Source organism: Streptomyces sp. CLV115, from assembly GCF_038448545.1.
Taxonomy (GTDB): Bacteria; Actinomycetota; Actinomycetes; order Streptomycetales; family Streptomycetaceae; genus Streptomyces; species Streptomyces sanglieri.
The window spans coordinates 39,594-63,474 of the sequence record NZ_JBCEWQ010000032.1 but is presented as its reverse complement, the minus strand read 5'-3'; the positions used below and the strand labels follow the sequence as shown (position 1 = coordinate 63,474).

General features: G+C 71.6%; 22 protein-coding genes and 1 pseudogene. 9 read left to right on the top strand and 14 right to left on the bottom strand.

Annotated features, from left to right (window positions below):
- Positions 1–159: 159 nt before the first annotated feature.
- Positions 160–570, top strand: a pseudogene (locus AADR41_RS14450) (carboxylate--amine ligase); the annotation flags it as partial.
- Between the two features lie 227 nt (positions 571–797).
- Here the strand turns inward: AADR41_RS14450 and AADR41_RS14445 are convergent.
- Positions 798–1,892 carry an MGDG synthase family glycosyltransferase gene (locus tag AADR41_RS14445; RefSeq protein ID WP_342281783.1) on the bottom strand — a complete coding sequence of 365 codons (1,095 nt, stop codon included), beginning with the start codon at positions 1,890–1,892 and terminating at the stop codon, positions 798–800.
- A 432-nt stretch (positions 1,893–2,324) separates the two neighbouring features.
- On the opposite strand from AADR41_RS14445, the gene AADR41_RS14440 reads away from it, so the two are divergent.
- From AADR41_RS14440 to AADR41_RS14430, 3 genes are read left to right on the top strand one after another with little or no spacing between them, the layout of a single operon-like run.
- Complete coding sequence (locus tag AADR41_RS14440) at positions 2,325–3,140, top strand: SDR family NAD(P)-dependent oxidoreductase (RefSeq protein ID WP_342281782.1); 816 nt, start codon at positions 2,325–2,327, stop codon at positions 3,138–3,140.
- A gap of 8 nt (positions 3,141–3,148) precedes the next feature.
- Positions 3,149–4,105, top strand: coding sequence for a DMT family transporter (locus AADR41_RS14435; protein ID WP_342281781.1), 957 nt, complete (start codon positions 3,149–3,151; stop codon positions 4,103–4,105).
- Entirely contained in the window at positions 4,105–4,941 is an 837-nt protein-coding gene (locus AADR41_RS14430) for a polysaccharide deacetylase family protein (RefSeq protein WP_342281780.1), read from the top strand. The genes AADR41_RS14435 and AADR41_RS14430 overlap by 1 nt, the downstream gene beginning before the upstream one ends.
- Positions 4,942–5,001: 60 nt before the next feature.
- On the opposite strand, the gene AADR41_RS14425 is transcribed toward AADR41_RS14430, so the two are convergent.
- The 4 genes from AADR41_RS14425 to AADR41_RS14410 all read right to left on the bottom strand — a co-directional run bounded on the left by AADR41_RS14425 (position 5,002) and on the right by AADR41_RS14410 (position 7,529).
- On the bottom strand, positions 5,002–5,649 hold the full coding sequence (locus tag AADR41_RS14425) for a carbonic anhydrase (RefSeq protein ID WP_342281779.1): 648 nt from the start codon (positions 5,647–5,649) through the stop codon (positions 5,002–5,004).
- A 210-nt stretch (positions 5,650–5,859) separates the two neighbouring features.
- Positions 5,860–6,060, bottom strand: coding sequence for an Orn/Lys/Arg family decarboxylase (locus AADR41_RS14420; RefSeq protein WP_446751040.1), 201 nt, complete (start codon positions 6,058–6,060; stop codon positions 5,860–5,862).
- Between the two features lie 4 nt (positions 6,061–6,064).
- Positions 6,065–6,358 carry a hypothetical protein gene (locus AADR41_RS14415; RefSeq protein WP_342281778.1) on the bottom strand — a complete coding sequence of 98 codons (294 nt, stop codon included), beginning with the start codon at positions 6,356–6,358 and terminating at the stop codon, positions 6,065–6,067.
- Positions 6,359–6,608: 250 nt separating this feature from the next.
- Positions 6,609–7,529, bottom strand: coding sequence for a Rieske 2Fe-2S domain-containing protein (locus AADR41_RS14410; protein ID WP_342281787.1), 921 nt, complete (start codon positions 7,527–7,529; stop codon positions 6,609–6,611).
- 404 nt (positions 7,530–7,933) lie between these two features.
- On the opposite strand from AADR41_RS14410, the gene AADR41_RS14405 reads away from it, so the two are divergent.
- The gene (locus AADR41_RS14405; protein WP_342281777.1) at positions 7,934–8,572 is read left to right on the top strand and encodes an endonuclease; all 639 of its coding nucleotides are present in this window, start codon (positions 7,934–7,936) and stop codon (positions 8,570–8,572) included.
- Positions 8,573–8,939: 367 nt separating this feature from the next.
- Positions 8,940–10,565: a sensor histidine kinase gene (locus AADR41_RS14400; RefSeq protein ID WP_342281786.1), complete on the top strand. Its 1,626-nt coding sequence runs from the start codon at positions 8,940–8,942 to the stop codon at positions 10,563–10,565.
- A gap of 54 nt (positions 10,566–10,619) precedes the next feature.
- On the opposite strand, the gene AADR41_RS14395 is transcribed toward AADR41_RS14400, so the two are convergent.
- From AADR41_RS14395 to AADR41_RS14370, 6 genes are all read right to left on the bottom strand, one after another.
- The gene (locus tag AADR41_RS14395) at positions 10,620–11,330 is read right to left on the bottom strand and encodes a response regulator transcription factor (RefSeq protein ID WP_342281776.1); all 711 of its coding nucleotides are present in this window, start codon (positions 11,328–11,330) and stop codon (positions 10,620–10,622) included.
- Between the two features lie 588 nt (positions 11,331–11,918).
- Positions 11,919–14,609 carry a SpoIIE family protein phosphatase gene (locus AADR41_RS14390; protein WP_342281775.1) on the bottom strand — a complete coding sequence of 897 codons (2,691 nt, stop codon included), beginning with the start codon at positions 14,607–14,609 and terminating at the stop codon, positions 11,919–11,921.
- A gap of 28 nt (positions 14,610–14,637) precedes the next feature.
- Positions 14,638–15,105: a universal stress protein gene (locus tag AADR41_RS14385; RefSeq protein WP_342281774.1), complete on the bottom strand. Its 468-nt coding sequence runs from the start codon at positions 15,103–15,105 to the stop codon at positions 14,638–14,640.
- A 61-nt stretch (positions 15,106–15,166) separates the two neighbouring features.
- Entirely contained in the window at positions 15,167–16,168 is a 1,002-nt protein-coding gene (locus tag AADR41_RS14380) for an Acg family FMN-binding oxidoreductase (RefSeq protein WP_342281773.1), read from the bottom strand.
- A gap of 140 nt (positions 16,169–16,308) precedes the next feature.
- Positions 16,309–16,962 carry a CBS domain-containing protein gene (locus AADR41_RS14375; protein ID WP_342281772.1) on the bottom strand — a complete coding sequence of 218 codons (654 nt, stop codon included), beginning with the start codon at positions 16,960–16,962 and terminating at the stop codon, positions 16,309–16,311.
- 101 nt (positions 16,963–17,063) lie between these two features.
- Positions 17,064–17,333, bottom strand: coding sequence for an MBL fold metallo-hydrolase (locus tag AADR41_RS14370; protein ID WP_342281771.1), 270 nt, complete (start codon positions 17,331–17,333; stop codon positions 17,064–17,066).
- Positions 17,334–17,505: 172 nt separating this feature from the next.
- Between AADR41_RS14370 and AADR41_RS14365 the strand changes: the two genes are divergently transcribed.
- Together AADR41_RS14365 and AADR41_RS14360 are read left to right on the top strand one after the other, a co-directional pair.
- Entirely contained in the window at positions 17,506–17,847 is a 342-nt protein-coding gene (locus tag AADR41_RS14365; RefSeq protein ID WP_446751039.1) for an alcohol dehydrogenase catalytic domain-containing protein, read from the top strand.
- Positions 17,844–20,315 carry a glycoside hydrolase family 65 protein gene (locus tag AADR41_RS14360; RefSeq protein ID WP_342281770.1) on the top strand — a complete coding sequence of 824 codons (2,472 nt, stop codon included), beginning with the start codon at positions 17,844–17,846 and terminating at the stop codon, positions 20,313–20,315. The genes AADR41_RS14365 and AADR41_RS14360 overlap by 4 nt, the downstream gene beginning before the upstream one ends.
- 20 nt (positions 20,316–20,335) lie before the next feature.
- Here the strand turns inward: AADR41_RS14360 and AADR41_RS14355 are convergent, their stop codons facing one another.
- On the bottom strand, positions 20,336–21,097 hold the full coding sequence (locus tag AADR41_RS14355; protein ID WP_342281769.1) for an HAD family hydrolase: 762 nt from the start codon (positions 21,095–21,097) through the stop codon (positions 20,336–20,338).
- A 196-nt stretch (positions 21,098–21,293) separates the two neighbouring features.
- On the opposite strand from AADR41_RS14355, the gene AADR41_RS14350 reads away from it, so the two are divergent.
- Positions 21,294–22,331: a zinc-binding alcohol dehydrogenase family protein gene (locus AADR41_RS14350; protein ID WP_342281768.1), complete on the top strand. Its 1,038-nt coding sequence runs from the start codon at positions 21,294–21,296 to the stop codon at positions 22,329–22,331.
- Between the two features lie 21 nt (positions 22,332–22,352).
- Here the strand turns inward: AADR41_RS14350 and AADR41_RS14345 are convergent, their stop codons facing one another.
- Together AADR41_RS14345 and AADR41_RS14340 are read right to left on the bottom strand one after the other, a co-directional pair.
- On the bottom strand, positions 22,353–22,976 hold the full coding sequence (locus tag AADR41_RS14345; RefSeq protein WP_342281767.1) for a CBS domain-containing protein: 624 nt from the start codon (positions 22,974–22,976) through the stop codon (positions 22,353–22,355).
- A gap of 55 nt (positions 22,977–23,031) precedes the next feature.
- Positions 23,032–23,493 (bottom strand): cyclic nucleotide-binding domain-containing protein, encoded by a 462-nt coding sequence (locus tag AADR41_RS14340; RefSeq protein ID WP_342281766.1) that lies wholly within the window; start codon positions 23,491–23,493, stop codon positions 23,032–23,034.
- Positions 23,494–23,881 lie beyond the last annotated feature (388 nt).

Below are 23,881 nucleotides of genomic sequence, written 5' to 3'. Positions count from 1 at the left end.
GTCCCGCAATTCCTGGTGGAACAGCGTGCGGCGTCAGATGCGGTGCATCGCAAGGCGGAGGGACGTCCACATACTGGATGTATGTGGACGTTCCGACAACGCGGCGAGGTGCCGTAGCTGACGCCGCACGCCCGCCAGGAATTGCGGGACAGCCCTTAGATCAGAGTGGCGGACGTGTGCCTCGACCCGGCCGACACGGTGCTGCTCGCCACGCTCGCCCGAGGCGTCGTCGAGACCGCGGCACGCGAGTGGCGTGCCGCTGATCCACCGGATCCGGCGGGAGTGGCCGTCCTGCGCATGGCTGCCTGGCAGGCCGGCCGGTCGGGACTGGAGGGGCGACTGCTCCACCCCCGCACCATGCGCCCCGAGCCCGCGGCCGATGTCGTCCGGGCCCTGCTCGCGCACGTTCCCAATGCGCTGGAGGACAGTCACGACTTCGCCGCGGCGGAGAAGGCGCTCACGCACGTGCTGGAGCGGGGGACCGGGGCACAGACCCAACGGGAACTGTTCGCTCGCACCGGAAGCCTTCGTGACGCGGTGGCCGAATGCGTGTCCAGGACACGCGGTTGACCCTTGAGGAGTCCGCCCCGCGCCCCCGTCGGGTGGCCTGAGCGTGTGCCGGGTATCGGCAGCGGTGGAGAGGCCGGGAACAGGGGAAATCAGGTTGTGGCCGTCCCGGTGTCCGGCGGGCGTCGACGAGGACCAGGCGGGTGGGCACCAGGTGGGCCATGGCACAGCACCGCAGCGAGGCCGCGCAGTCGACTGCCCGGTTGGCATTTGTCACCGGGGGTTGCCGTTCAGCCCTGTCGGAGCAGGGCTTCGAGAGGACGCACGCCCGCGCCGGAGAACAGGCTGCGGGCCGTGGTGATGCGGGCCTCGCGCGCCGGGCCCGGAGCGGTCAGTTGGTCCAGGGCCCGGATCAGGGCCCATGGGTCCGGCGCGTATTCGGTGATGCCGTGCTCGGCCATCCGTCTGGCGCCCTCTCTGCCATGCCCCGGAATGGGCCGATAGCTGACAACCGGCAATCCGACGGCCATCGCTTCGAGTGCCGTTTGCCCCGCCGCGTTGTCGATGAGTGCGCGGGAGGCCGTCATGAGTCCCGGCATGTCGTCGACCCAGCCTCTGGCATCGGCATGGGCGATGTGTGACAGTTCCCGGCGCAGGCGCGTGTTCGTACCGCAGAGCACGACCGGTCGGTAGCCCGCCGAAGCCACCCACCGTGTGGTCTGCCCCAGGTGGGCGCCGGCGCCCCAGGCCCCCGTCGAGATCAGCACCGGCGGACGGTCCGGCGGGTCGAAGCGTTGCTGCCGGTCCGCCGCCGTCGGAGCCGGGGCGTGGAACCGGGTGGCCACCAGGGCGCCGGAGGCGACGGCCGGGCGCCGTACCGCTCGCTGTACCTGATGCGCGACGTCGGGTGTGAGACACAGATGGAGGTCGTTGCCAGGGTGCATCCATTGGCGGTGAACCGCGAAATCGGTGATGACGACGGCGCTCGGGACCTGAAGCGCGCCGCGCGAGCGGAGCCTGCCGGTGAGCTGAGCGGCAAGATGGAAGACGGGGACAACCACGTCCGGTCGTTGTTGCGCGACGAGCATCAGCAGTCTTCGCTCCGCGAGGGCGGCCAGGGGGGCGCTCCCGGGGCGGGGGCCGGCCCCGGCGCGGAAGAACGCCGCGTACAGACCGGCATAGACCAGGGGCGCGCGGCAGATCACCGACCGGTAGAAGGAGCGCAGTCCACTGCCGATACCGGTGGGCAGCAGATCAAGGACGTCGACCGTCGTCGTCAGCCCTCCGCCGGCCTCCAGCCGACGGGCCAATTCGGCGGCCACCGCGTGGTGACCGGAACCCATGCCTGCGCTCAGGATGAGGAAGCGTCCGGGCGCCGTGCTCATCCCGCGTTACCCCTCGTCCGGGCGCTGGCACAGGAGGGGGCAGCCACCGGCCCCCCGAGTCCATTGCCGCCGTCCGGAGCGGGCAGCGCCGAAGGCGCCTTCATCCGTCGCAGCGGAACCACCCCCGACCGTCCGAGGACTCGATGCGCGGCCGGAGGCTCGGCCGCGTGACCAACAGGTACATGACCACCTCGTCCGAGCATTCGGAGCATTTGCCGGAAGGGACACGGAACCCGGCTCTTCCATTCTGTGGGTGCGAGCGGTGCGGTGCAGTGAGGCATGGGCCCCGGCGGTTTACCGACGCCCGTCCGGGCTACTCCTAACCCGACGTGGCGGCGCGATGCCCCGCCGTTGTGAATGCGTGAGGGGCCGCGACACCGCGTCGTTCCGTGCTTGAGACAGCCGTACCGTGCTTGGGACAGGAGAAAGGCCATGTCACGTGCTCCTGGGATCGCTCATCGCGGCGTGCCCGGCGGTGATGCGTCGGACGGCAGGGGCGCCCGGGCAGGAGTGGCCCTGGTGACAGGGGCCTCCTCGGGTATCGGCGCCGCGGTCGCACGCCGGATCGCGGCCGAAGGCGGGTGGCGGCTCCTGGTCGCCGGCCGTGACCGCGAGCGGCTGGCCGACGTGGCGACGACGACATGCTCGACGGCTCTCTACGCGGACCTGGTGTCGACCGGCAGTACCGAGCGACTGGTCGAGGAATCCCTCGACCACGCCGGCCGGGTCGACCTGCTCGTGGCCGCGGCGGGCGTCGGATGGGCCGGCTCCTTCCGTTCCATGCCGGCTGCCGCCGCCGACCGGGTCCTCACCGTGGATCTGGTCTCCGTCGTCCATTTGGTACGGCTCCTGCTGCCGCACATGCTGGCAGCGGGGCGCGGGCACATCGTGCTGATCGGATCGGTGGCGGGATCCGCAGGTGTGCGCGGCGAGGCGGTGTACTCGGCGGCGAAGGCGGCCTTTGCCGCCTTCGCCGATGCTCTGCGCTACGAACTGAGGGGAACCGGAGTACGCATCACCCATCTGGTCCCCGCAGTGGTGGACACTCCGTTCTTCGAACGCCGCGGAGTGCCCTACACCCGGTCGTGGCCCCGGCCCATGCCGCCCGAACGCGTCGCGGACGCGGTCTGGGACGCCGTCGTGGCGGGCCGCGACGAGGTGTTCGTCCCCGGCTGGCTGCGTCTGCCGGGATGCGTGCGCGCCGTTGCCCCCGGGCTCTATCACCGGCTCGCCACCCGCTTCGGCTGAACAGCGACATGAACCTTCTCGCCGTGACGCTGGCGCTGTCGGCAGCCCTCGCCAACGGCGCCGCATCCGTACTGCAACGGCGGGCCGCCATGGAGCAGGTGGAGTTCGAAGGAGCGGGCAGCAGACCGGATGCGCGGCAGGCGACACGCCGACTGTCACAACTGGTACGCCGCCCTGTCTGGCTGGCAGGTGCGTCGGCGCTCGGGCTGTCCGCCGCCTTCCAGACGGGCGCGCTGGCGGTCGGCAGCCTGTCCGTGGTCCAGCCGCTGATGGCGAGCGAACTCCTCTTCACGCTGTTGCTCGGCACCGCGGTCTTCCACCACCGCCCGGACGGCAGGACCTGGACGTCGTTCCTGCTGCTTGCCATGGGACTGGGACTCTTCCTGGTCGCCGCGGGCCCCTCGGGGGGTGAGGCAACGGGACAGGCCGGCACCTGGCGGGCTGTCGGCATCTCCGCCGCGACGGCCATGACCGCGCTGACCCTGCTCGCCCGGACCCTCGACGGCGCCGCCCGCGCCGCGGTCCTGGGCTGTGCCACCGCCATCTCCTTCGCATGCACGGCTGCTCTGATCAAGGAGGTCACGGGCCGGATCCCGGAGGGTGTGGCCGCGGTCTTCGCCACGGCGTACCTGTACGCGATGTGCGGTGCCGGTCTGCTGAGTCTGCTGCTGCTCCAGGGCACGCTGCGTGCCGGGACACTCGCTGCCTCCCAGCCGGCGCTCACCCTGGGGGATGCGCTGGTGGGTGTGTTGCTGGGGAAGACACTGTTCGATGAACGGATCGCGCTGGGCGTTCGTCTGCTGCCCACCACGCTCGGTGCCTGCCTGATGGCCGCCGGAACGGTGGGGCTGTCGCTCTCCCCGGCGGTCGCGGGCCACTGGGACTCGACGAGAGGAAACGACAACCCGACCACCCGGGCCCGACCGCAACCGACGGCCGACAACGACGGAGGCACGGAATCTTGATGAACAACCGGCCCACGAGACTCCCCCCTGCGCTCCGTGTCCCCCTGGCCGCTTCAGCGCTGGCGCTGACCGCGCATGTCGCCCCCGCCGGCACCTGGCTGCCTGGTCCACGGCGCAGATGCCTCCCCGCCCTGGCCGGCCTCGGACACCCCCGCCACATTGCCCTGACCTTCGACGACGGCCCGGATCCCCGCTCCACCCCGCACTTCCTGCGCATGCTGGACCAGCTGTCCGCACGCGCCACGTTCTTCGTACTCGGGGAAAGTCTCCTGCGCCATCCTGAGCTCGGCCGCGACATCGTCGGCCGCGGACACGAACTCGCCGTTCACGGATGGACACACAGCCGCCCATGGCTTCCCACCGTCGTACGCGACACACGCGAGGTCTCGCGCGCCGCCGAGGCGGTACAGAGGATCTCCGGCGTCCGGCCGTTGTGGTACCGGCCCCCCTACGGAATCCTGACCGGTGGCCGCTGGACCGCGGCCCTGCGCGCAGGCCTGAGACCGGTGCTGTGGTCGGCCTGGGGCCGGGACTGGACCGAGGGCGCGACCCCCGAGGGAGTCCTGGCGACCGTGCGCAGCGGACTCCGGGGCGGCGGCACGGTCCTTCTCCACGATGCCGACCTGTCGGGATCCGGCCGCTGGCGGCCCGCACTGGCGATGCTGCCGGACTTGGTCAGCGGCCTCCGGGCCGAGGGGCTGAGCGTCGGCCCACTCGTCGACCACGGCCTCCCACCCCTGCGCCGGGCCGGTCGAGCACGCGACCCCGACGGGGACAATCCCCTGCGAGAGGAACAACGCACTCCGCCCCTGCCGCCGGAGGAGAGGCCGGGCTGATGATCGCCAACCGGGCTGCGGGGCCCGGCCCTCGCGGCGAACGGGCCGCGGCCGGGACGGTCAGGACGCGGCGGGGACCGCCGTGTCGAGGCCGCGGGCGGCAACGAGCTGTGCACTGCCGTCGGCCAGCCGGTAGGACAGCCCGACCACGCCGAGGCGGCCGGCGGCGACCCGCTCGGCCATGACGCGGGAGCGTTCGAGCAGCAGGTCCACCGTGTTCTCGATGTGCTCGGCCAGGATTTCCTCGGCCGTTTCGCGTCCTGCGGCGCGGGCAGCCAACACGCTCGGGGTCACTCGCTCGACGACATCACGGACGAAGCCGCCCGGCGTCTTTCCGTCTTCCAGGGCGGAGCAGGCTGCGGCGACGGCGCCGCACGAGTCGTGGCCGAGGACGACGACCAGGGGCGCGTTGAGGACGCTCACGCCGAACTCGATGCTTCCGAGTACTTCCGTACCGGCGACGTGCCCGGCGGTGCGGACCACGAACAGGTCGCCCAGACCGCGGTCGAAGATGATCTCGGCGGCCAGCCGGGAGTCGGAGCACCCGAACAGCACGGCAAAGGGTTGCTGGGAGGGGGCGATCTCGGTACGGCGGGTGGCGTCCTGGTTCGGGTGCTCGGAGGCACCGGAGACGAAGCGCTGGTTACCGGCCAGCAGCAGGTCAAAGGCGTCGCGGGGCGTCGGGGCCGGGGTCTGGGTGTCAGTCATGGTTGCAGCCTACGAGGCGGCACCGGCCGTCGCTGTGACCGGTCTCGCCGGAAGGCGCCGGGCCGGGTGGCGCTGCCGGCCCCGGCGATGCCCCGGGCGCCGGGCGAGGACGCTCTCGAATCGCGCCGCGCGCCGGCTGCGCAACGCGGACCGTGACGGCCTCTTGACGGTGCTCACCGGCCGGACACCGGCGGATGGCTCTCCCTCCCCTCACCGCTCGACGGCGACGCGGACGCTGCCCGGTTCGGAATCGGCTGCGTCCGGGATCAGCATGCCGGCGCCGACTCCGCTGTGCAGGTACTCCGGTACGGCACGGTTCAGGCGCTCGCCCGGCAGCGCGACGGGGCTCCCCGGCGGGTAGGGGGCGAGCATCTCCGCGGCGACCAGCCCGGCCGCCCGGCGAGCAGCCACGCGGTCACCGCGATGGCGGGCATGAGGGCCACCGCGACCGCGTACCGGCCCCTGCGCGGTCGCCTCCTGCCAGCAGCGCGTCGAGGTCGGCCGCGCCGCCCCGGGCCGCAGAAGCCCTTCCGGCCGTGGACGTGCATGCCTTCGATTTCTTCGATGGCTGCATCTCCTCGGCGGCATGCTCGGTGAACTCGGCCACCACCTGTGCGCGGTCGATGCCCGTGGCGGAGATCGCGTGCCGGGTGTATCGCAGCCGACACACGACCTCGGTGGCGACCACGTCATTGAGGACGGCGACCACCTTCTCGGCTTCCAGGACCGTACGTGCTGGGCACCACGCCTTCGGTCGTCTTCTGCCGGGCCTCGTCCCGGATCCGGGTCACGCCGATCACGAAGCGGTCGCCTGCCACGGGGTGCTCCCAACGGTCGGGAAAGAACGGTTCGCACACGCCTTCCCGAGCGCCGGACCAATCGTGCTGGATCGCTGCGGACACACCGGTTCGCACCGGATCACCAGGGCGGCACGGGCCGTCAGGTCGGCGCGGGGCCGCTCAGCCGGCTCCGGGCAGGCGCGTCTGAAGATTGCCCTCGTCGTCTGTGCGGGTGTCGAAGGCCGGCTGCGGGGCGGTGGCCGGGCCGCCCACGTTCCAGCCGTCCGAGAGCCGGAAGACGCTGCCGTGCCACGGGCACGTCACGCAGCCATCGGCGACCTCGCCTTGCGAGAGAGGGCCGGAGAAGTGGCTGCACCGGTCGGCCAGGACGTGGAAGACGTCGTCGGACTCCCTCACCACCAGTACCGGCACCTCGCCCACCATCCGGCGCACCCCCGTACCGGTGGCGAACTCCTCGGGGCGCCCGAGCGTGTGCCAACCGGGTTCCACCAGGTGGGGAACCGCCTCCGTCTTGTTCGCGCCCGCGGCCTGCCGGTAGGCGAGGTGGCCGCCGAGCGCGGCTCCTGTACCGACCGCGGCCAGCCCGGCGAAGCCCAGCACGCGCCCCAGCCCGCCCCGGTGGCGCGATCGGGCGGTCCAGGACGCGCCGTACAGGCCCACTGCGGCGGCGATCGAGGCGGCGTGCAGCAGACCGGTGCGCATCTGCTGCTCGTGCTGCTCTGCCCAGTCGACCCAGCCGGTCCACGCCGCCGGGGCGGCGCTGACGACGCCGACCGCGACGAGCAGGCGCGCGGCGCGCTCCGAGCCCGGCACGAGGTCGAGAACGCCCGCGGCGATCCACGCGCCGACCGGAATCTGGACCAGGGCCGGATGCAGTGGGTGGCCCAGGGGACGACCGTGCAGCACACCGCGCAGCCGCCCCAACGGCAGGCCCTGGACGGCGCGCTTCAGCGGTTCGGTGACCGCGTCGAGCTCCTCGGCACCACTCACGGCGTCGAGCACCTTCAGCGTTCGGATGCCCAGGCGGTCATCGCCGTCCGAGCGCGCGGCGGCGGTGATACGGGCGATGAGGGTTCCCATGGGGTTCACGCTGCTCTCTTTCCCGCAGCGGTGCGATCCGGGGTGGGCCGCACGGCGTACGCGCCGCTGACAGCGGGCGGCGATCCGGCCGGAACGGCAGCCGGGCGAGCGGTTCGACGACGGGAAGGGCGCGAAGACCGGGCCAGGCCTGCCATGTCTGTTCGGGCGTGCCGGGCTCCTGGAGGGCCGGCGGTCGCATCGTCAGCAGCGCGCGGCGTGGTTTGCACGCTGCACGCCGCGGCGCGAAGCTGAAACTGTCGGGTAGGGCAGCGGGAGTGCCGACAGGACGGCAGACTCCCCCCGGCCGGACACTCGGTCTGTCCGTCGGTCATGGTCATGGCCCACCCGGCGGACGCCGGCCCGCCGCGGGCCGCGTGCTCCCCGGGAAGATACGTGGGTGCGTCATGGGCAAGAAGGACGAGGCCGTGGTTCGGGCACTGCTCGATCGACACGGCCAGACCTACGCCGCGCAGGCAGGCATCAAACTGCGGAACACCCCTGCGCCGCTGTACCAGCTCCAGGTCCTCTCGCTGCTGCTGTCCGCCCCTATCCGGGCGGGCACAGCGGTGGCGGCGGCCCGCGCGTTGTTCACCTCCGGGATGCGTGATGCCCGGAGGATGGCGGAGGCGACCTGGCAGCAGCGCGTCGACGCGCTGGGCGAGGGCGGTTACCGCCGCTACGACGAGCGGACCTCCACCCAACTCGGTGACGGAGCAGAGCTACTGCTGGAGCGCTACAAGGGCGACCTGCGCCGCCTGCGCGAGAGCACGGACCCCGAGAAGCTGCTGCGGGAGATCCCCGGCATCGGCCCCACCGGGGTGAACATCTTCCTGCGAGAGGTCCAGGCGCTGTGGCCGGAGTTCTCTCCCTACCTGGACCGCAAGGCCCTGGACGGGGCGGAGCGGCTCGGGCTGTCCACGTCTCCCAGGACACTGGCATCCCTCGTGGAAGCCGCCGAACTGCCACGACTGGCCGCAGGACTGGTCCGAACGGCACTCGACAAACGGATGGCCGAGGAGGTGCGCTCAGCGGCTTCGGCCTGAACGCATGTCGGGTACGGGGACGGCACGTCGGGCAAACGTGGGGGCCCTGGCGGCCACCTTCCTCCCTCCCGTGGATCGGCGGTGAGCCGACCCGCCCGACGTGGTCCGCAGCACCTCTGCCGTGCTCGTGACCGCTGGGCTGCGGCGCGCCGCACGGCAGGGAGGGCCCGAGGCCGATGACTGCCGCCCACCGGATGCTTCTCGCAGTGAGGCCATTACCGTGAGAGGTGCGACTTGGCGCGCCACGTGGGTCACGACTGGAGGCACGGTGGGCGACAACGGCGACAACGGATCCGGCCACTGCGGAGAGGCACACCGCCGTCTGGGCACACTGCCGGGCGATCTCCAGGAGAGGCTGGACGCCGTGATGCGGGGTCCGGCCGAGGCGGCCCTGCTGCTGGACGCCGTCATGTCGGTGGGCCGGGGCCTTGACCTGCCCCAGGTGCTGCGTCGGATCGTCGAGGCCGCGGTCGTCGTGGTCGATGCCGAGTACGGGGCCCTGGGAGTGGTCGGTGAGGGAACCCGGCTCACACAGTTCCTGCCGGTGGGCGTCACGGCGGAGCAGCGCGAAGCCATCGGCCCCCTGCCCGAGGGGCACGGCATCCTCGGCGAGCTGATCCGTCATCCCGAGCCGTTGCGGCTGGTGGAACTCTCCGGGCATCCGTCGTCCTACGGGTTTCCGCCGAACCACCCCCCGATGCACTCGTTCCTGGGTGTTCCCGTCCGGGTTCGCGACGAGGTGTTCGGCAACCTGTACCTGACCGAGAAGCGGGGCGGCCGGGCATTCGACGCCGAGGACGAAACCGTGCTGTCGACGCTCGCGGTGGCGGCGGGAGTAGCCATCGAGAACGCCCGTCTGTACGCGGAGACGCGCGACCGCCAGCGCTGGCAGGAAGCCAACAGCGAGATCGTCGCGGCTCTGCTCGGCGGAGCGGACGAGGCACACGTCCTGCAGATGATCGTGGATCACTCCTCGCACATCCTCGCCGCGGATCTCGGACTGCTGGCACTGCCCGCGAAAGGCAAATGCCTCCGTGTGGCACAGGCGGCCGGGCTGGACGCCGAGACGCACCGCGGTCTGGTCCTGCCGCGAGCACGATCGTTCCTCGGCGCCGCCATGGACGCGGGCGAGCCGATCACCAGTCTCGATGTCGCACATGATCCGAGGATCTTTGAGGGCCCGCCGCGGTGGACGGGGCTCGGCCCTGCTGTCGCGGTTCCGATGGTCACGGGGGAGCGGACCCGCGGGGTGCTGCTGCTGGCCCGGGTACGGGACCGTCCCGCCTTCACCGATGCGGAGACCGCGCCCCTGCTGGTGTTCGCCGGACAGGCGGCGCTGGCGATGGAACTCACCGCACGGCGTGAGTCCGCCGAGCAGATCGCACTGCTTGAGGAACGCGACCGCATCGCCAGGGACCTGCACGACCTGGCCATTCAACGGCTGTTCGCCACCGGAATGACCCTGCAGAGCGTGGTGCGGCTCGTGGAACAGCCACAGGCGAGCGAACGGCTGTTGCGCGCGGTGGACGATCTGGACGAGACCATCAAGATCATCCGTTCCACCATCTTCGCACTCCGCACCAGTGACACGGGCCGGGCCGGCCAGGGTCTCCGTGCCCGGACGGCGGCCACGGTCGAGCAGGCCGCCCGGACCCTGGGCTTCCAGCCGTCGCTGCGCATGGGAGGGCTGATCGACACGGATGTGCCCGCGGAGATCGCCGAGCAGGTGATCGCGGTGCTCGGCGAGGCACTGAGCAACGTGGCCCGCCACGCACGGGCGACCGCGGCGGACATCTCGCTGGTGGTGGGAAAGGACGAGGTGAACCTGACCGTGTCCGACAACGGTGTGGGCATGACCGGACACAGCGGTTCCCGCAGCGGGCTCGACAACCTCGCACGGCGCGCCGAGAAACTCGGCGGGGAGATGAGTGTGGGGGAATCCGCGCAGGGCGGCACCCGGCTCAGCTGGCGAGTGCCGCTGCGCCTCTCCTGATGCCGCGCGGGTGCTCCGCGTGATGCCGCACGGGTGCTTCGCGGAGCCGTACGGTCAGCTCTGATGGTGCCCGGCACCGGGCGGGGTGGCTTCGGTGGCATGGGCGGCGATCACCGCCGCCTGGATACGGCGCTCGACACCGAGCTTCGCCAGCAGGCGGGAGATGTGATTCTTGACCGTCTTCTCCGACAGATAGAGGCGCTTGCCGATCTGGCTGTTGGTCAGCCCTTCACCGATCAGTGCGAGGACGTCCTTCTCCCGCGGGGACAGTCCCGCCAGCGCGTCGTCCTCCTCGGAGCCGGAACCGGTCTCCTCCTCGCGCAGGCTGTTCATCAGCCGTGCCGTTGTGGACGGGTCGAGGGTCGAGCGCCCGGATGCCAGTGTGCGGACGGCGGTGACGAGGTCCGAGCCCTTGATCTCCTTCAGTACGTAGCCGGCCGCGCCGGCCATGATCGCGTCCAGCAGTGCTTCGTCGTCGTCGAACGAGGTGAGCATCAGGCAGGCCAGCTCAGGCATCCGGGAGCGCAGCTCACGGCAGACCGTGATCCCGTCGCCGTCCGGCAGCCGCACATCCAGAATCGCGACGTCGGGACGGAGCGCCGGGCCGCGCGCCAGCGCGTGATCGGCCGTGCCGGCGTCGCCGACGACTTCGATGTCGGGTTCCGCGTCCAGCAGATCCTGCACGCCGCGCCTGACCACCTCATGGTCGTCCAGCAGGAACACGCGGATCGGCCTCTGCGCCGAGAACCCCGCGTCGTCGCTCATGGTGGCCCTCCTCGGCTCCAAGGGGGTGCGCAGTCCCGTCTCGTCATCGTCCGTTCGTACGGACGGACCGCGCCAGGGTCGAACGGTCCCGTTCTCCGGTCCGGTCGGGCCTCGGGGAGACTCAGCCCGGGGACGTACAACTGCGGCAGCGTTTCCGCGTTCCGTACGGGCGGTGCGCCACTGCCTCGGCGACGAGTCTGGCACCGCCCGGCCCAGCGACTCGTCGGCCTCCGTTTCTGGCCGACGGCGTGCACCGCCCGCCCGCTCCGCGCGATCTGCATGCTCCCCTTCCGAACGATATGCGCGCTTACGGAGGGTCGCTCGGCCGACCGGCGCGAGGGGGTCGTCGTCCACTGGATGCTCCTCGCCCACTCCGACGCCGAGCCGCGTCGTGCTGCCGCCCTCTCCGCTGCCACGATTGGCGGGGCCCGGCTCGTTTCCGCCCCTGGTGGCCCCGCAGTGGCTGCCGGAGCACAGTCGTCGGTGCGTGCCCCGTCCGTCGGGCACGGTCCGACGGTCGAGGAATGGGACGAGGTGGAGGCCGAACTGCCGGAATCGCTCCTTTCGGGGGACCTGCCGGTCCGGCGGTCAGAGTTCCGCGTCGAGTATGTCCGACCACGCTGTGCCGTCCGGGCTCCCGTCGGGCCGGGGCAGCGACATCTCCGCCCAGATGACCTTTCCCCGGGGGGTGTAACGGGTGCCCCAGCGCTCGGCCAGCTGTGCCACGAGGAACAGACCGCGGCCCCCTTCGTCCAGCGCGGCGGCATCACGCAGATGGGGCGAGGTGTTGCTGCTGTCGGCCACCTCGCAGGTCAGGGTGCGGTCGTACAGCAGTCGTACGGTGACCGGCGCGGAGCCGTAACGGATGGCGTTGGTGATCAACTCGCTGAGCAGCAGTTCCGTGGCGAACGCAAGCTCGGACAGGCCCCAGTCGTCGGCTTGTTCTGCCGCGGCAGCACGCATTCCCGCCACAGCGGCAGGATCGAACGGCACGTCCCAGCCGGCGACATGGTCGGGCGGGATCGCCCGCGTCCGGGCGATGAGCAGGGCCACATCGTCCTTGGGCCGGTCCGGCAGGAGCGCGTCGAGGACTGCCTGGCAGCTCTCCTCCGGCGACCGGTCGGGATGGCCCGCCAGGGCCTGACGCAGCAGCTCGATCCCCACGTCGATGTCCCGGGTGCGGTCCTCGACGAGCCCATCGGTGTAGAGGACGAACTGCGTCCCCTCCGCCACCTCCAGTTCGGCCGTCTCGAACGGTATGGAGCCCAGGCCCAGGGGCGGGCCGGCCGGCAGGTCGGGGAACGACACACTGCCGTCGGGCCGGACCAGTGCGGGCGGGAGATGCCCGGCACGGGCCATGGCGCAGTGGCGGGAGACGGGATCGTAGATCGCGTACAGGCAGGTGGCTCCTGTGATCCCCGCGTCGGCGGCGGTTCCCGCCTCCTCCTGGTCGATGCGCCCGACCAGGTCGTCGAGGTGGCGGAGGATCTCGTCGGGCGGCAGGTCGAGTGTGGAGAAGTTGTGCACGGCCGTACGCAGCCGTCCCATCGTCGCGGCCGCGTGCAGGCCGTGGCCGACGACATCCCCGACGACCAGCGCCACCCGGCTGCCCGGGAGCGGGATCACGTCGAACCAGTCGCCGCTCACGCCGGAGAGCGCGGGCAGGTAGCGATGGGCGACATCGAGCGCGCTCTGTTCGGGCAGGGCCCGCGGGAGCAGGCTGCGTTGCAGAGTCACGGCCATGGCGTGCTCACGGGTGTAGCGGCGGGCGTTGTCGATGCTGACGGCTGCCCGTGCGACCAGTTCCTCGGCCAGGGACAGGTCGTCCTCCTCGAACGGCTGGGGCTTCTCGGAGCGCCAGAAGTTGGCCATGCCCAGGATGACGCCCCGGGCCTGGAGAGGCACCGTCATGAGCGTATGGATGCCGTAATCGACGATCGTCCGCGTCAGCTCGGGGTCCTGGGCGAGCCAGCCGGGTGCGGCGGACAGGTCGGGCACCAGCTTCGGCCGGCCGGTGGCGAAGACCTGTGCCTGTGGCGTGGAGGGGAGAAAGTCGATCAGCCGGCCGATTTTGTACAGGGGATGGTCGTCACGGATGCCGTGTACAGCGGTGCGGCGCATGTCCGCGCCCGTACTGGTCGGCTCGTCCCCGTGGAGGACCGGTTCGGCAAGATCGACGGTGGCGAAGTCGGCGAGCCGGGGGACCGCGATCTCGGTCAGTTCCTCGGCCGTGCGCACCACATCGAGGGTGGTACCGATCCCGAGACCCGCGTCGTACAGCAGCCGCAGCCGCTCGCGGGCGTTCTCCGCCCTGCCGGACAGCACCCGCAGCTCTGTGGAGTCACGCAAGGTCGCGACCGTCCCCTGGGGGCCACCGTCACGGTCCGTGGGCCGCTGGTTCACCGCGAGCAGCCGGCTCCCCGCGAGGTGCACTTCGTCCGTGGCCGTCCGCCTCGACGTCAGCAGCTCCAGCATGCCGGGGTCAAGGCTGGACAAGTCCGAGATGCGTCGCCCCTCGGCGTCGAGCGGCAGATCCAGCAGCCGTCTGGCCTCGTCGTTGGCCAGCAGCAGCCGGCCGTCCTCGCCGACGATGAGCACGCCTTCGCGCACGGCGTGCAGCACCGCGTCGTGGTGCTCGTACATGCGATGGATCTCGGCAGGGCCCAGACGGTGGGTCTGCCGCCGCAGCCGCCCGGTCACCAGGGCAGTTCCGCTCGTGGCCACTCCGAGCGCGACTGCTCCTGCACCGAGGATGATCGGAATCTGCCGTGCCACCGCTCCGGTCACTTTCTCGACCCTCATGCCGGCGGCCACCAGGGCGACGACTCGCGCGTGATCGTGGACGGGGACGATCGCCTGCGCCTCGCGGCCGAGCGGGCCGTTGACCGTCTCGGTGTACACGTGGCCGGCCAGCGCCGGCGCGATGGTGGCGACGACCTTCTTCCCGATCAGCTCGGGCCGGGGGTGCGTGTAGCGGATCCCTTTCGTGTTCAGCACCACGATGAAGTCGACGCCCGCCGCCTTCCGCCCCGCCTCGGTGAGTGGCTGGAGCACTTTGGAAGGGTCGGGAGCCTTCAGCGCGGTCAGGACGCCCGGTGAGTGAGCGAACGTCTGCGCGACGGCGACGGAGCGGTTTCTCGCCTCCGTGGTGCTGTCGTGCCGGGCCTGCACTACGAGCGCCAGTACCGAAGCGGCGACGAGGAGCACGACCACAACCACCTGCAGGGCGAAGACCTGGCCTGCGAGGCTCCTGGGGTGCTTGCCCGTGAGTGACCGCATATCTGCGCTCCGGAATCGGCCGAAACGACTAACCAGTGCCCTTTGTAACACCGCGAGGTCGAAGGTGCGTGCGGTCAGGGCTCGCTCGGGGGCGGTACCGCGCGTCGGGCCGACGGCAACCCGGCAGCGGTGGAACCGGATCGGCGCGAGGGCGGTACGGACGCGGCCGACCCGGACCGGCGGGGCGGCCCTGGCCCGATGGCCCTGGCCCACCACGGGCGGCTGGATGCCCTCCGTGACGACGAGGCCTGCCGAGGTACGCCGGGTGGCGGCGGTGCACACGTTCCTGCGCGGACGCGACGAGGTGCTCGGCGAGGATCTGCTCGGCGGGGCGCCCGGTGCCGAAGGCGGGACGCATGCCTTCGCAGTGCTCCCACAACGACGCGTGGACGACGCGGAGCGGAAGCCGTGAGCGCGACGCTTCCGCCGCGGCCCGGTCCAGGGCACGGAGGCTGCCCTCCGGTCCGTCCGCTCCGACGACTGTGGGGAGCTGCATGGCTCCCACCGCCCTTCCTGCCAAGGATGGCTGCCTGTTGCGTTGTCCGCGGTCGTGGTTTCTACGGTTCGATGGTCAGTACGTGGTCGAGGGGGCGTCGTGGTGTGCGGGGCCCGCGCGGCCCGTACCCCAGACGGATGATCATCTGCGGGTGTCCCGTACCGAAGACCGGGTCGCGCAGGATCCAGCGCAGGTCCGGCCATTCCAGGGGCTGAGTCGCGAACGACGTGGACACCTGGTCGAGCGTGGCAGTGAGCAGAACGCGTTCCAGGGCCTGACCGGCGAGCAGCCAGTCCGCGGGGCGGTCGCCCGGCGTGCTCAGCAGAGCCAGCTGAGGCCGGTTCTCGAACAGGACACGGGCCCGGCCCGGCAGGACCCCGGTCCCGGCGAAGTCGCGGGTGGTGGCTCGTTCGGAGGCGTCGCGGGGACCGAAGGCGTAGTCGGGAATGCCGTCCACGGGAGCCTCGCTCCTCGCGTTCCGCGTCCAGCGCCGCTGCTCCGCCTCCCGCGCCGGGTCACCGCGGTCGTACCCCTCGGCGTCCCGGATCAGGCCGAGCACCGTCTCCAGGTGGATGGGGGTGAGGAACGCGAAGTCCGCTCCCTCGGTACGGGCCGCTTCGGCGAGGCGTTCCCGGACGTCGTCGGGGACCGGCCGCTCGTCGAACGGGTGGCGACTCGTGTGCCGGTCCTTGATCGCCGGGTGCAGCACGGCGAGGACCTCATCGGCGGGTTCCTGTGGCGCGTCGGGGTGGACATCCAGTCGGACGGCGGCCAGTACGGCGGGGTCCGACGGCACGGGCAGCAGTGCGGTTGCCGCGTCCAGTCCGTGGTGGGAGGCGGACGCCCGCAGATTGAGCAGGGCCGCGCCGCAGCCGATGTGCAGAGCGCGGGCGCAGGGGTCGGCCTCCGGCATCGCGCGCTCGAAGTCGGCCCGGAGTGTGAGGGTGTGGCTGTGGCGTCCGTAGTGAAAGATCCAGGGCTGGGCGTTGTGCATGGACGGGGCGGCAGTGGCATCGGCGACGAGGTCGACCAGTGTGCTGTCTTCGAGTGTTTCGGTGGGCATGGCGGGTCTCCCGGGCGTCGGGAAGGGCGATGCCATCAGCATGGAGCGGATCGCCGCCCGGTGTGTATGGGCCGTTGGTCCCTCGCCCGGTCCCGGGTGGCTCCTCGGCAGAGACACCACCGTTCCCCCGGCGAAAGGCCCTAGGCCGATTCCGGGCCTTCGAGGCGGCACTCCACACCGACGACGCCCTCCACGGACTGAGCGAGCCGGGCGGCGACGGGAATGAGAGCGGAGTCGGGGACGCGGCCGGTGAGCAGGACGACACCCCCGGTGACGCCGACCTTCACATCCCGGCGCGAGTTCGGGAACAGGCGGTCTACGACCTCGTGGCGTATCTCGGCGGCGAGGTCGTCGTCGGGGCGCAGGAAGATCTTGAGCAGATCGGCGCGGCTGACGATGCCTTTGAGCCTGCCGTCGGCGTCGACCACCGGGAGGCGCTTGATGCGCCGGCCGGCCATGAGCCGGGCGGCCCGGGGGAGGGACGCGCCGGGCTCGATCGTGACGGCCGGGCCGGTCATCAGTTCCCCGGCCCGCACCGAGCCGGCCTTGGCGGTGTCGCCCAGGCGGCGCATCTGGTCGATCATGCCGGGCGGGCGTTCGTGGAACTCCTCCTTGGGGAGCAGGTCGGCCTCGGAGACGACGCCGACGACGGAGCCTCCCTCGTCGACGACAGGCACGGCGGTGACCTTCCACCGCTCCATGGCATCGGCGATCTCCTTGAATTCCGTGTCGGGTGTGACGGTGACGACGGTCTTTGTCATGACGTCGTCGACGGTGTATCGGGTGGAAGCCATGGCAGGTTCCTCGATGGGTGCGGGGTGAGTGCCCGACCGCCGCCGGTCGGCGGACCGGGACGGCCTCTCCGGGCCCGGGTACGGCCGCTGTCCGGCCCAGTTCACGGTCGGTCCGGTGCCGAGGGGCTTCGGTCCAGGTGGGCATGGGTGATGACCACGGCGTGGACGGACGAGGCGTGGCACGGCAGCTTCGCCCAGTTGCGGCGGCGCAGGTCCGCGAAACCCTGGAAGAGGCCGCAGTCGAGGAGGGTCCGGGCATGGTCGCTCTCGATGAGGAACTTGCTGCCGGTGACGGTCCGGACGCCGCCGAGAATCCGCAGCAGCGCGGGTCGCGCCCCGGGCTCGGCCAGGTGTACTTCTGCCTCGGACATCGCCGACCCCCCTTCGGTGGGTGGCAACGTCTTCACCGTCACATCCCTGCAACCGGGACGGGAGGGGCCCGAAAGGCCCTGGCAGGGACCGACCGGCCCATGTGGAGCGGACCCGCGCCGGGCCAGCCTGGGGGAGAACCTCACCGGGAGACACAGGAAGAGGGGCGGCATCGTGAAGGCACTCGATTTCCGGCGCCCGGGACGGATCGCGTGGCAGGACGTTCCGGATCCGACGGCCGACGTTCCGGATCCGACGGTCAATGACGCGGCCGACGCGGTGATCCGCGTCCATGTCGTCACCGTCCGCGGGACCGACCTGCACATCATCAGGGGAGATGTGCCCGAAGTGGTTCCCGGCCGGGTGCTGAGGCACGAGGCCGTCGGCGTGCCCGAGGCCTTCGAGACGTGCCCCCGCACGGTCCGGCCCGGAGGCCGCGTCGCGGACACCGGCGCGCTCAAGGTGGCGCGGGGAGGACCGCAGCACAACGAGATCGTCGCCCCGGCTGAGCCATGAGTACCGCGTGTGCCTGGGACTTCAAGGGTTACGACCCCAAGGCGGAGCGGACGGTCGAAGCCCTGTGCACCCTCGGCAACGGCAGGTTCGCCACCAGGGGCTCCGCGCCCGAGTCGCCCGCCGACGCGGTGCACTGCCCAGGCACCTACGCGGCCGGGTGCTACGACCGGCTCGTCTCGGAGATCGCGGGAGAACGGGTCGGCAACGAGGACATGGTCAACCTGCCCGACTGGACGCGCCTGCGCTACCGGTGCCTGCCGGACGACGGACCGGCGGGGGACTGGCTCACCCCCGATCACCCGAGCCTGCGGCACCACAAGGTGTCACTCGATCTGCGCGGCGGCATCCTCACCCGTCACCTGTTCTTCCAGGACGGCCGAGGCGGCCGGCTCGGCGTCACCCACACCAGACTCGTCCACATGGGCGACCCGTATCTCGCCGCCCAGAGAACCACCTTCCACGCGTACGGCTGGAGCGGGGCCGTCGAGGTCGAGTCCGTCATCGACGGTGACGTCACCAACAGCGGCGTCGAGCGATACCGGGGGCTGGACGGACACCATCTCACCGGCCACCGTGCCGGAGCCGAAGCGGACGGCGTGGCCTGGCTGTCCTGCCGTACCCGTTCGTCCCGGACACGGATCGCCGTCGCCGTGCGCACGTCGTCGCGGCCCCTCGTGGCGGTGGGACCGAGCTGCACCGTGACCGGAACGGTCCAGAGCTTCAGGCTGCCGGTGGCCCGCGGGCATTCGGCCGCAGTGGTGAAGTGTGCCGCGTTGTACACGTCGCTGGACCGCCCCTCGGGCGATCCCCTGCCGCTCGCCGTCGAGCACGTGTCGCACTCGGCGTCGTTCGAGACGCTGCTGGCCTCCCACCGTGCGGCCTGGGAACGCCTCTGGAGCCAGGGCGAGTTGAGGGTGCCCGGTGAAGCGGGACGCATCCTGCGGCTGCATCTCTTCCACGTCCTTCAGACACTGTCCCCGCATACGGCCGAGCTGGACGTCGGAGTGCCCGCCAGGGGACTGCACGGCGAGGCGTACCGGGGGCATGTCTTCTGGGACGAGCTGTTCGTACTGCCCTGTCTCACCCTGCACTTCCCGGAAGTGGCGCGGGCGCTGCTCATGTACCGCCACCGTCGCCTTCCCGCGGCCCGCGAAGCGGCCCGCAGGGCGGGCCTGCGAGGAGCGATGTTCCCCTGGCAGAGCGGCAGTTCGGGTGCCGAGGAAGCGCAGACGCTGCATCTCAACCCCCACTCCGGCCGCTGGCTGCCCGACCACTCGCACTTGCAGCGCCATGTCGGATCGGCCATTGCCCGGAACGTGTGGCGGTACGGGCAGAGCACCGGCGACACCGGATTCGTCCAAGGGCCGGGGGCCGATCTGTTGCTCGACATCGCAGCCTACTGGGGTGCCGCGGCCACGTACGACGCCGGTCGTGAGCGCTACCGCATCCGCGGTGTGGTGGGCCCGGACGAGTACCACGACGGCTATCCCGGGGCCGCCGCCCCCGGGATCGACGACAACGCGTACACCAACGTGACCGCGGCCTGGGTGCTCGCACGCGCGCTTGAGGTGTTCGGCGGGCTCCCCGAGGTCCGTCGGCGGGAGCTGGCCGAGCGACTCGGCCTGGACGACGCGACGCTGAGCCGCTGGGAGGACATCTCCCGTCGGCTGTACGTGCCGTTCCACGACGGTGTGATCAGCCAGTTCGAGGGCTACGGCGAGCTGGCCGAACTGGACTGGGACGCCTACCGCTCCCGATACCGCGACATCCGACGGCTCGACCGGATACTGGAGTCCGAGGGGGACACGGTCAACCGCTACCAGGCGTCCAAGCAGGCCGACACACTCATGCTCGGCTATCTCTTCCGCCCGGCCGAGCTGCGGTCCCTGTTCGGCCGTCTCGGATACCGGCTCGACGACGAGACATGGCGCGCGACGGTCGGCCACTACCTGGCTCGCACCAGTCACGGCTCGACCCTCAGCAGCGTGGTGCACGGCTGGGTACTCGCGCGGGAGAGAGGCCCGGACGCCTGGCGGTACTTCGAGGAAGCCCTGCTCAGCGATGTTGCGGACATCCAGGGCGGCACCACCGGCGAAGGCATCCACCTCGGTGCCATGGCCGGCACCCTCGATCTCGTCGAACGGGGCGTCGCGGGGCTGGAGGCAGGTCCGGACGGGCTCCGTATCGATCCCGTTCCGCTCAGGGAGATGCCGCGCTGCACGTTCACGTTCTGTTACCGCGGGCACAGCGGCATCCGTGTCCGGCTCCTGCCGGGCCGGCTGGCGATCCGCGTGCCCGGCTCGCGGCTCGCTCCCCCACTGACCGTGTGCCTGCCCGGTGGACGGCGGGTGACCGTGGCCGCGGGGGAGCAGCACTGGTTCCGTCTGCCGTGCGCCGACTCCTGGCGGATCCGGCGGGGTCCGCTCGGCGGGACCGGATCGCTCGACCGGTCATCGGCCCACGCGTGACCGGGCGCGGACCGCGGACATCAGTCCGTCCCGGGGGTCAGCAGCTCGCCCGGGTCGGTCACGACCACATCCGCGCCGTGCCGGCGCAGTGCGGCCGAATTGCCTCCTCCGACCGTACGGTCCACTCCCACCACCAGACCGAATCCGCCGCACCGGCCGGCCTCGACACCGGCCAGGGCGTCCTCCAGCACCGCCGTGTCCCGAGCCGGAACACCCAGCCGCCGGGCCGCCTCCAGGAAGAGCGCCGGGTCCGGTTTGCCCGGAAGCCCCAGCCGGCGCGCCTCGTTGCCGTCCACCACACGCCGGAAGAGCGGGATCACACCCGCCGCGGTCATCAGCTCCGTCGCGTGGCGAGACGCCGAGACAGCGGCGCAGGGCACCCGCTCACGCCTCAGTGCGTGCAGCAGACGGACGGTGCCCGGCCAGGCCGCGACACCGTGCGCCCGCACGCCCGCGGTGAACAGTTCCTCCTTGCGGGCCGCGACGGCCCACACCGTGGCGGTGCCCGGCGCGTCGTCGGGATCGCCGAGCGGCAGATCCAATCCCCGGGAGGCCAGGAAGCCGGCGGCCCCGTCCAGCCGTGACCGGCCGTCGACATGCCGGAGATACTCGGTCACCGGATCGAACGGGCGCTGCCCGCCCGCAGCCGAAAGACAGGCGTCGAAGGCACCCTGCCAGGCCGCCGCATGGATTCGCGCGGAATCGACGACCACGCCGTCGGTGTCGAAGACCACGGCCCGCAGCGAACGCAGGCAATCTGCCAGGGACGGTGTGCCGCTCATGACGGATCCCTTCGTCAGGGAGCCCTCTCCATGGCAACACGGCCACCGGCCACGGGCGCGCCGAGCGCAGGAGCGGGCCCTCGGCAGCGCCCCGACGGACGGGGCGCCGTTGCCGCGCGGAGCGGCGGGCGGCCGGGCCCCCTCCGTACCGCCGTGAGCGTTTGCCCGACCTGCATGCCGGCGCGACGCTGGGAGCATGGTGAGCGAGTCGGCTTCGCAGACGCTGACCGGATGGGCCGTGGGAAGCCCCGGCCCGATCGCGGACGGCCCGCTGGTGCGTGTGCGACGGGCGGTCCCCTCACCGGGGCCGGGCGAACTGCTGCTGCGGGTGGAGGCGTGCGGTGTGTGCCGCACCGACCTGCACCTTGTCGAGGGCGACCTTCCCCCGCACCGCCCGTCGACCGTTCCCGGCCACGAGATCGTCGGCCGGGTGGCGGCCGTCGGCGGGACCGTCACCGGGTTCCGGGTCGGTGACCGGGCCGGTGGGGCGTGGCTGCGCAGCACCTGCGGCCACTGCCGCTACTGCCAGGCCGGCCGCGAGAACCTCTGCCCGGCCTCCCTCTACACCGGCTGGGACGCGGACGGCGGTTTCACCGACATCGCCCTCGTACCGGCCGACTACGCCTACCGGCTCCCGGAGGACCAGGACGCCGCGCTGCTGGCGCCGCTGCTGTGCGCCGGGATCATCGGATACCGGGCCCTGCGCCGCAGCGCCCTGCCGCCCGGCGGCCGGCTCGGGATCTACGGCTTCGGGGCCTCGGCCCATCTGGCGGCGCAGGTCGCCCTCGCCGAAGGAGCGACCGTGCACGTGCTGACCCGTTCGGCCCGTGCCCGTGAACTCGCCGCCGACCTGGGTGCCGCATCGGTGGGCGGCGCCTACGACCGTCCGCCCGAGCCACTGGATTCGGCGATCCTGTTCGCACCGGTCGGCGATCTGGTGCCCGTGGCACTGGAGGCGCTGGACCGGTCGGGCACGCTCGCCGTCGCGGGCATCCATCTCACCGACATCCCCGTGCTCGACTACCGGCGCCACCTCTTCGAGGAACGGAACCTGCGCAGCGTCACCTCCAACACCCGGCAGGACGGCCGCGACTTCCTGGACACGGCAGCACGGATCGGCATGCGGGTCACCGTCAGCCCGTATCCGCTGAGCAGCGCCGACCAGGCTCTGAGGGATCTGGCCGCCGACCGGGTCACCGGCGCCGCCGTCCTCGTCCCGGGACGAGCCTCCTGAAACCGCTCGCCGCGGGAAGCCTCAGGCAAGTTCCATGCGTACGTCCACGACGCCTTCCACCGCGCGAACGGCCCGGGCCAGAAGCGGTACCAGGGAACGGTCCCGCAGCGGCCCCCGAACGGTCACGACACCGTCCACGACAGTGAATTCCACCTGCTCCGGGGGAGAGAGTCCGGCGACGACCGCGGACCGGATCTCCTCGTCGATCTCCTCGTCCGGGCGCAGGAACACCTTCAAGAGGTCGCTGCGGCTCACGACGCCCTCCAGCATGCCGAGATCGTTCACGACGGGCAGTCGTTTCACGCGCTTGCGCGCCATGATCCGGGCGGCCTCGGCGAGCGTGGCGCCGGGGTGGACGGTGACGGCCGGACTCGACATCAGATCCCCGGCCGACACGGCATTGGCCTTGGACGCCTCCTCCGGCCGGCCGGGCAGCTCTGGGTCCTCCTGCCGGAACTCCTCCTTCGGCAGCAGGTCCGCCTCGGAGACGACCCCGACGACGCGGCCCTCGCCTTCGAGGACCGGCACGGCGCTGACCTTCCACTGATGCATCAGCTCGACGATCTCCTTGTACGAGGCCTCGCGGCCGATGGCCACGGCCGTGTGGGTCATGACGTCGCTGACGGTGTACGGGGAGGTGGCCACCGGGTGCTCCTCGGGCGTGCGGGCGTGGCTCCTGGGCGGTGGCGCGACGGCGTACTCACACGAATCCGCCGCTGCCGTGCGGGGCGTAGAGATCGAGCAGACGGATCCGAGTGGCCTGCAGCCGGTGGGCGAGTACCTGACCGACCCAATGGCCGATGGCCGAGCCGAAGGCGGGGTCCGCGTCCATCATCATGCGTACGGTCGTCGCGTCGAACTCATGGGTACGGACAGGCGTCATCGCCTCCGCTCCGAGGTGCCAGATGCGGGGCTCGAACAGCCAGGCCCAGCCGACCAGTTCGCCGGATCCGAGACTGTCGATCACCACCGGGGCACTGCCCGGCACACGGATGTCCAGCGTGACGGTGCCCGAGCGCAGGATCCAGAAGCTGTCCGCGTGGTCCCCTTCCTGGAAGAGCCGGACCCCCTGGGCGAAATTGACCTCCTGCCCGACCCCCATCAGGCGAGCACGGTACGGGGCGGGCAGGGCCGCGGTGATGCGGGTCGGAGAACCGCTCATCGGTGGCCTCCTCTGTAGTGTCCGGTGTCGGCATCGCCGGGCAGCCGGTTCACGGACACGGGCCGTCCGGCCCCTGCCGCAGGCCCGTCCGGACCTCGGTGGGCTCCGCGCCCCCGAAGCACCCGGCCGCCTTGTCGGCCGGGGCGCTCCTCGCGCGCGATCGCAGGACCGGACCGGGCCGCCGCCCGGTCCCTCCACTATCGCCTCCGGCGCCTCGTGGGCCAACCGGACGCCGGGGCGGCGACGGTCGGATCCCTTCCGCGGGGCCGGGGCGCGGGGCTGCGAACCGGATGCCGTACGGGCATGGCGCCGTGCCCCGCACCACCGTGCCGGCCCCCGGCGCACTGTCAGTGAGCACCGCTGCCACAAGGAACGTGCGGCGACCCCG

Bases quoted from the DNA above. Each gene is read 5' to 3' on its own strand.
- AADR41_RS14445 (WP_342281783.1), bottom strand. From the start codon at position 1,892: ATGAGCACGGCGCCCGGACGCTTCCTCATCCTGAGCGCAGGCATGGGT.
- AADR41_RS14340 (WP_342281766.1), bottom strand. From the start codon at position 23,493: ATGAGCGGTTCTCCGACCCGCATCACCGCGGCCCTGCCCGCCCCGTAC.
- AADR41_RS14410 (WP_342281787.1), bottom strand. From the start codon at position 7,529: ATGGGAACCCTCATCGCCCGTATCACCGCCGCCGCGCGCTCGGACGGC.
- AADR41_RS14425 (WP_342281779.1), bottom strand. From the start codon at position 5,649: ATGACTGACACCCAGACCCCGGCCCCGACGCCCCGCGACGCCTTTGAC.
- AADR41_RS14390 (WP_342281775.1), bottom strand. From the start codon at position 14,609: ATGCGGTCACTCACGGGCAAGCACCCCAGGAGCCTCGCAGGCCAGGTC.
- AADR41_RS14375 (WP_342281772.1), bottom strand. From the start codon at position 16,962: ATGGCTTCCACCCGATACACCGTCGACGACGTCATGACAAAGACCGTC.
- AADR41_RS14430 (WP_342281780.1), top strand. From the start codon at position 4,105: ATGAACAACCGGCCCACGAGACTCCCCCCTGCGCTCCGTGTCCCCCTG.
- AADR41_RS14380 (WP_342281773.1), bottom strand. From the start codon at position 16,168: ATGCCCACCGAAACACTCGAAGACAGCACACTGGTCGACCTCGTCGCC.
- AADR41_RS14360 (WP_342281770.1), top strand. From the start codon at position 17,844: ATGAGTACCGCGTGTGCCTGGGACTTCAAGGGTTACGACCCCAAGGCG.
- AADR41_RS14435 (WP_342281781.1), top strand. From the start codon at position 3,149: ATGAACCTTCTCGCCGTGACGCTGGCGCTGTCGGCAGCCCTCGCCAAC.
- AADR41_RS14440 (WP_342281782.1), top strand. From the start codon at position 2,325: ATGTCACGTGCTCCTGGGATCGCTCATCGCGGCGTGCCCGGCGGTGAT.
- AADR41_RS14350 (WP_342281768.1), top strand. From the start codon at position 21,294: ATGGTGAGCGAGTCGGCTTCGCAGACGCTGACCGGATGGGCCGTGGGA.
- AADR41_RS14370 (WP_342281771.1), bottom strand. From the start codon at position 17,333: ATGTCCGAGGCAGAAGTACACCTGGCCGAGCCCGGGGCGCGACCCGCG.
- AADR41_RS14385 (WP_342281774.1), bottom strand. From the start codon at position 15,105: ATGCAGCTCCCCACAGTCGTCGGAGCGGACGGACCGGAGGGCAGCCTC.
- AADR41_RS14355 (WP_342281769.1), bottom strand. From the start codon at position 21,097: ATGAGCGGCACACCGTCCCTGGCAGATTGCCTGCGTTCGCTGCGGGCC.
- AADR41_RS14400 (WP_342281786.1), top strand. From the start codon at position 8,940: ATGCGGGGTCCGGCCGAGGCGGCCCTGCTGCTGGACGCCGTCATGTCG.
- AADR41_RS14405 (WP_342281777.1), top strand. From the start codon at position 7,934: ATGGGCAAGAAGGACGAGGCCGTGGTTCGGGCACTGCTCGATCGACAC.
- AADR41_RS14395 (WP_342281776.1), bottom strand. From the start codon at position 11,330: ATGAGCGACGACGCGGGGTTCTCGGCGCAGAGGCCGATCCGCGTGTTC.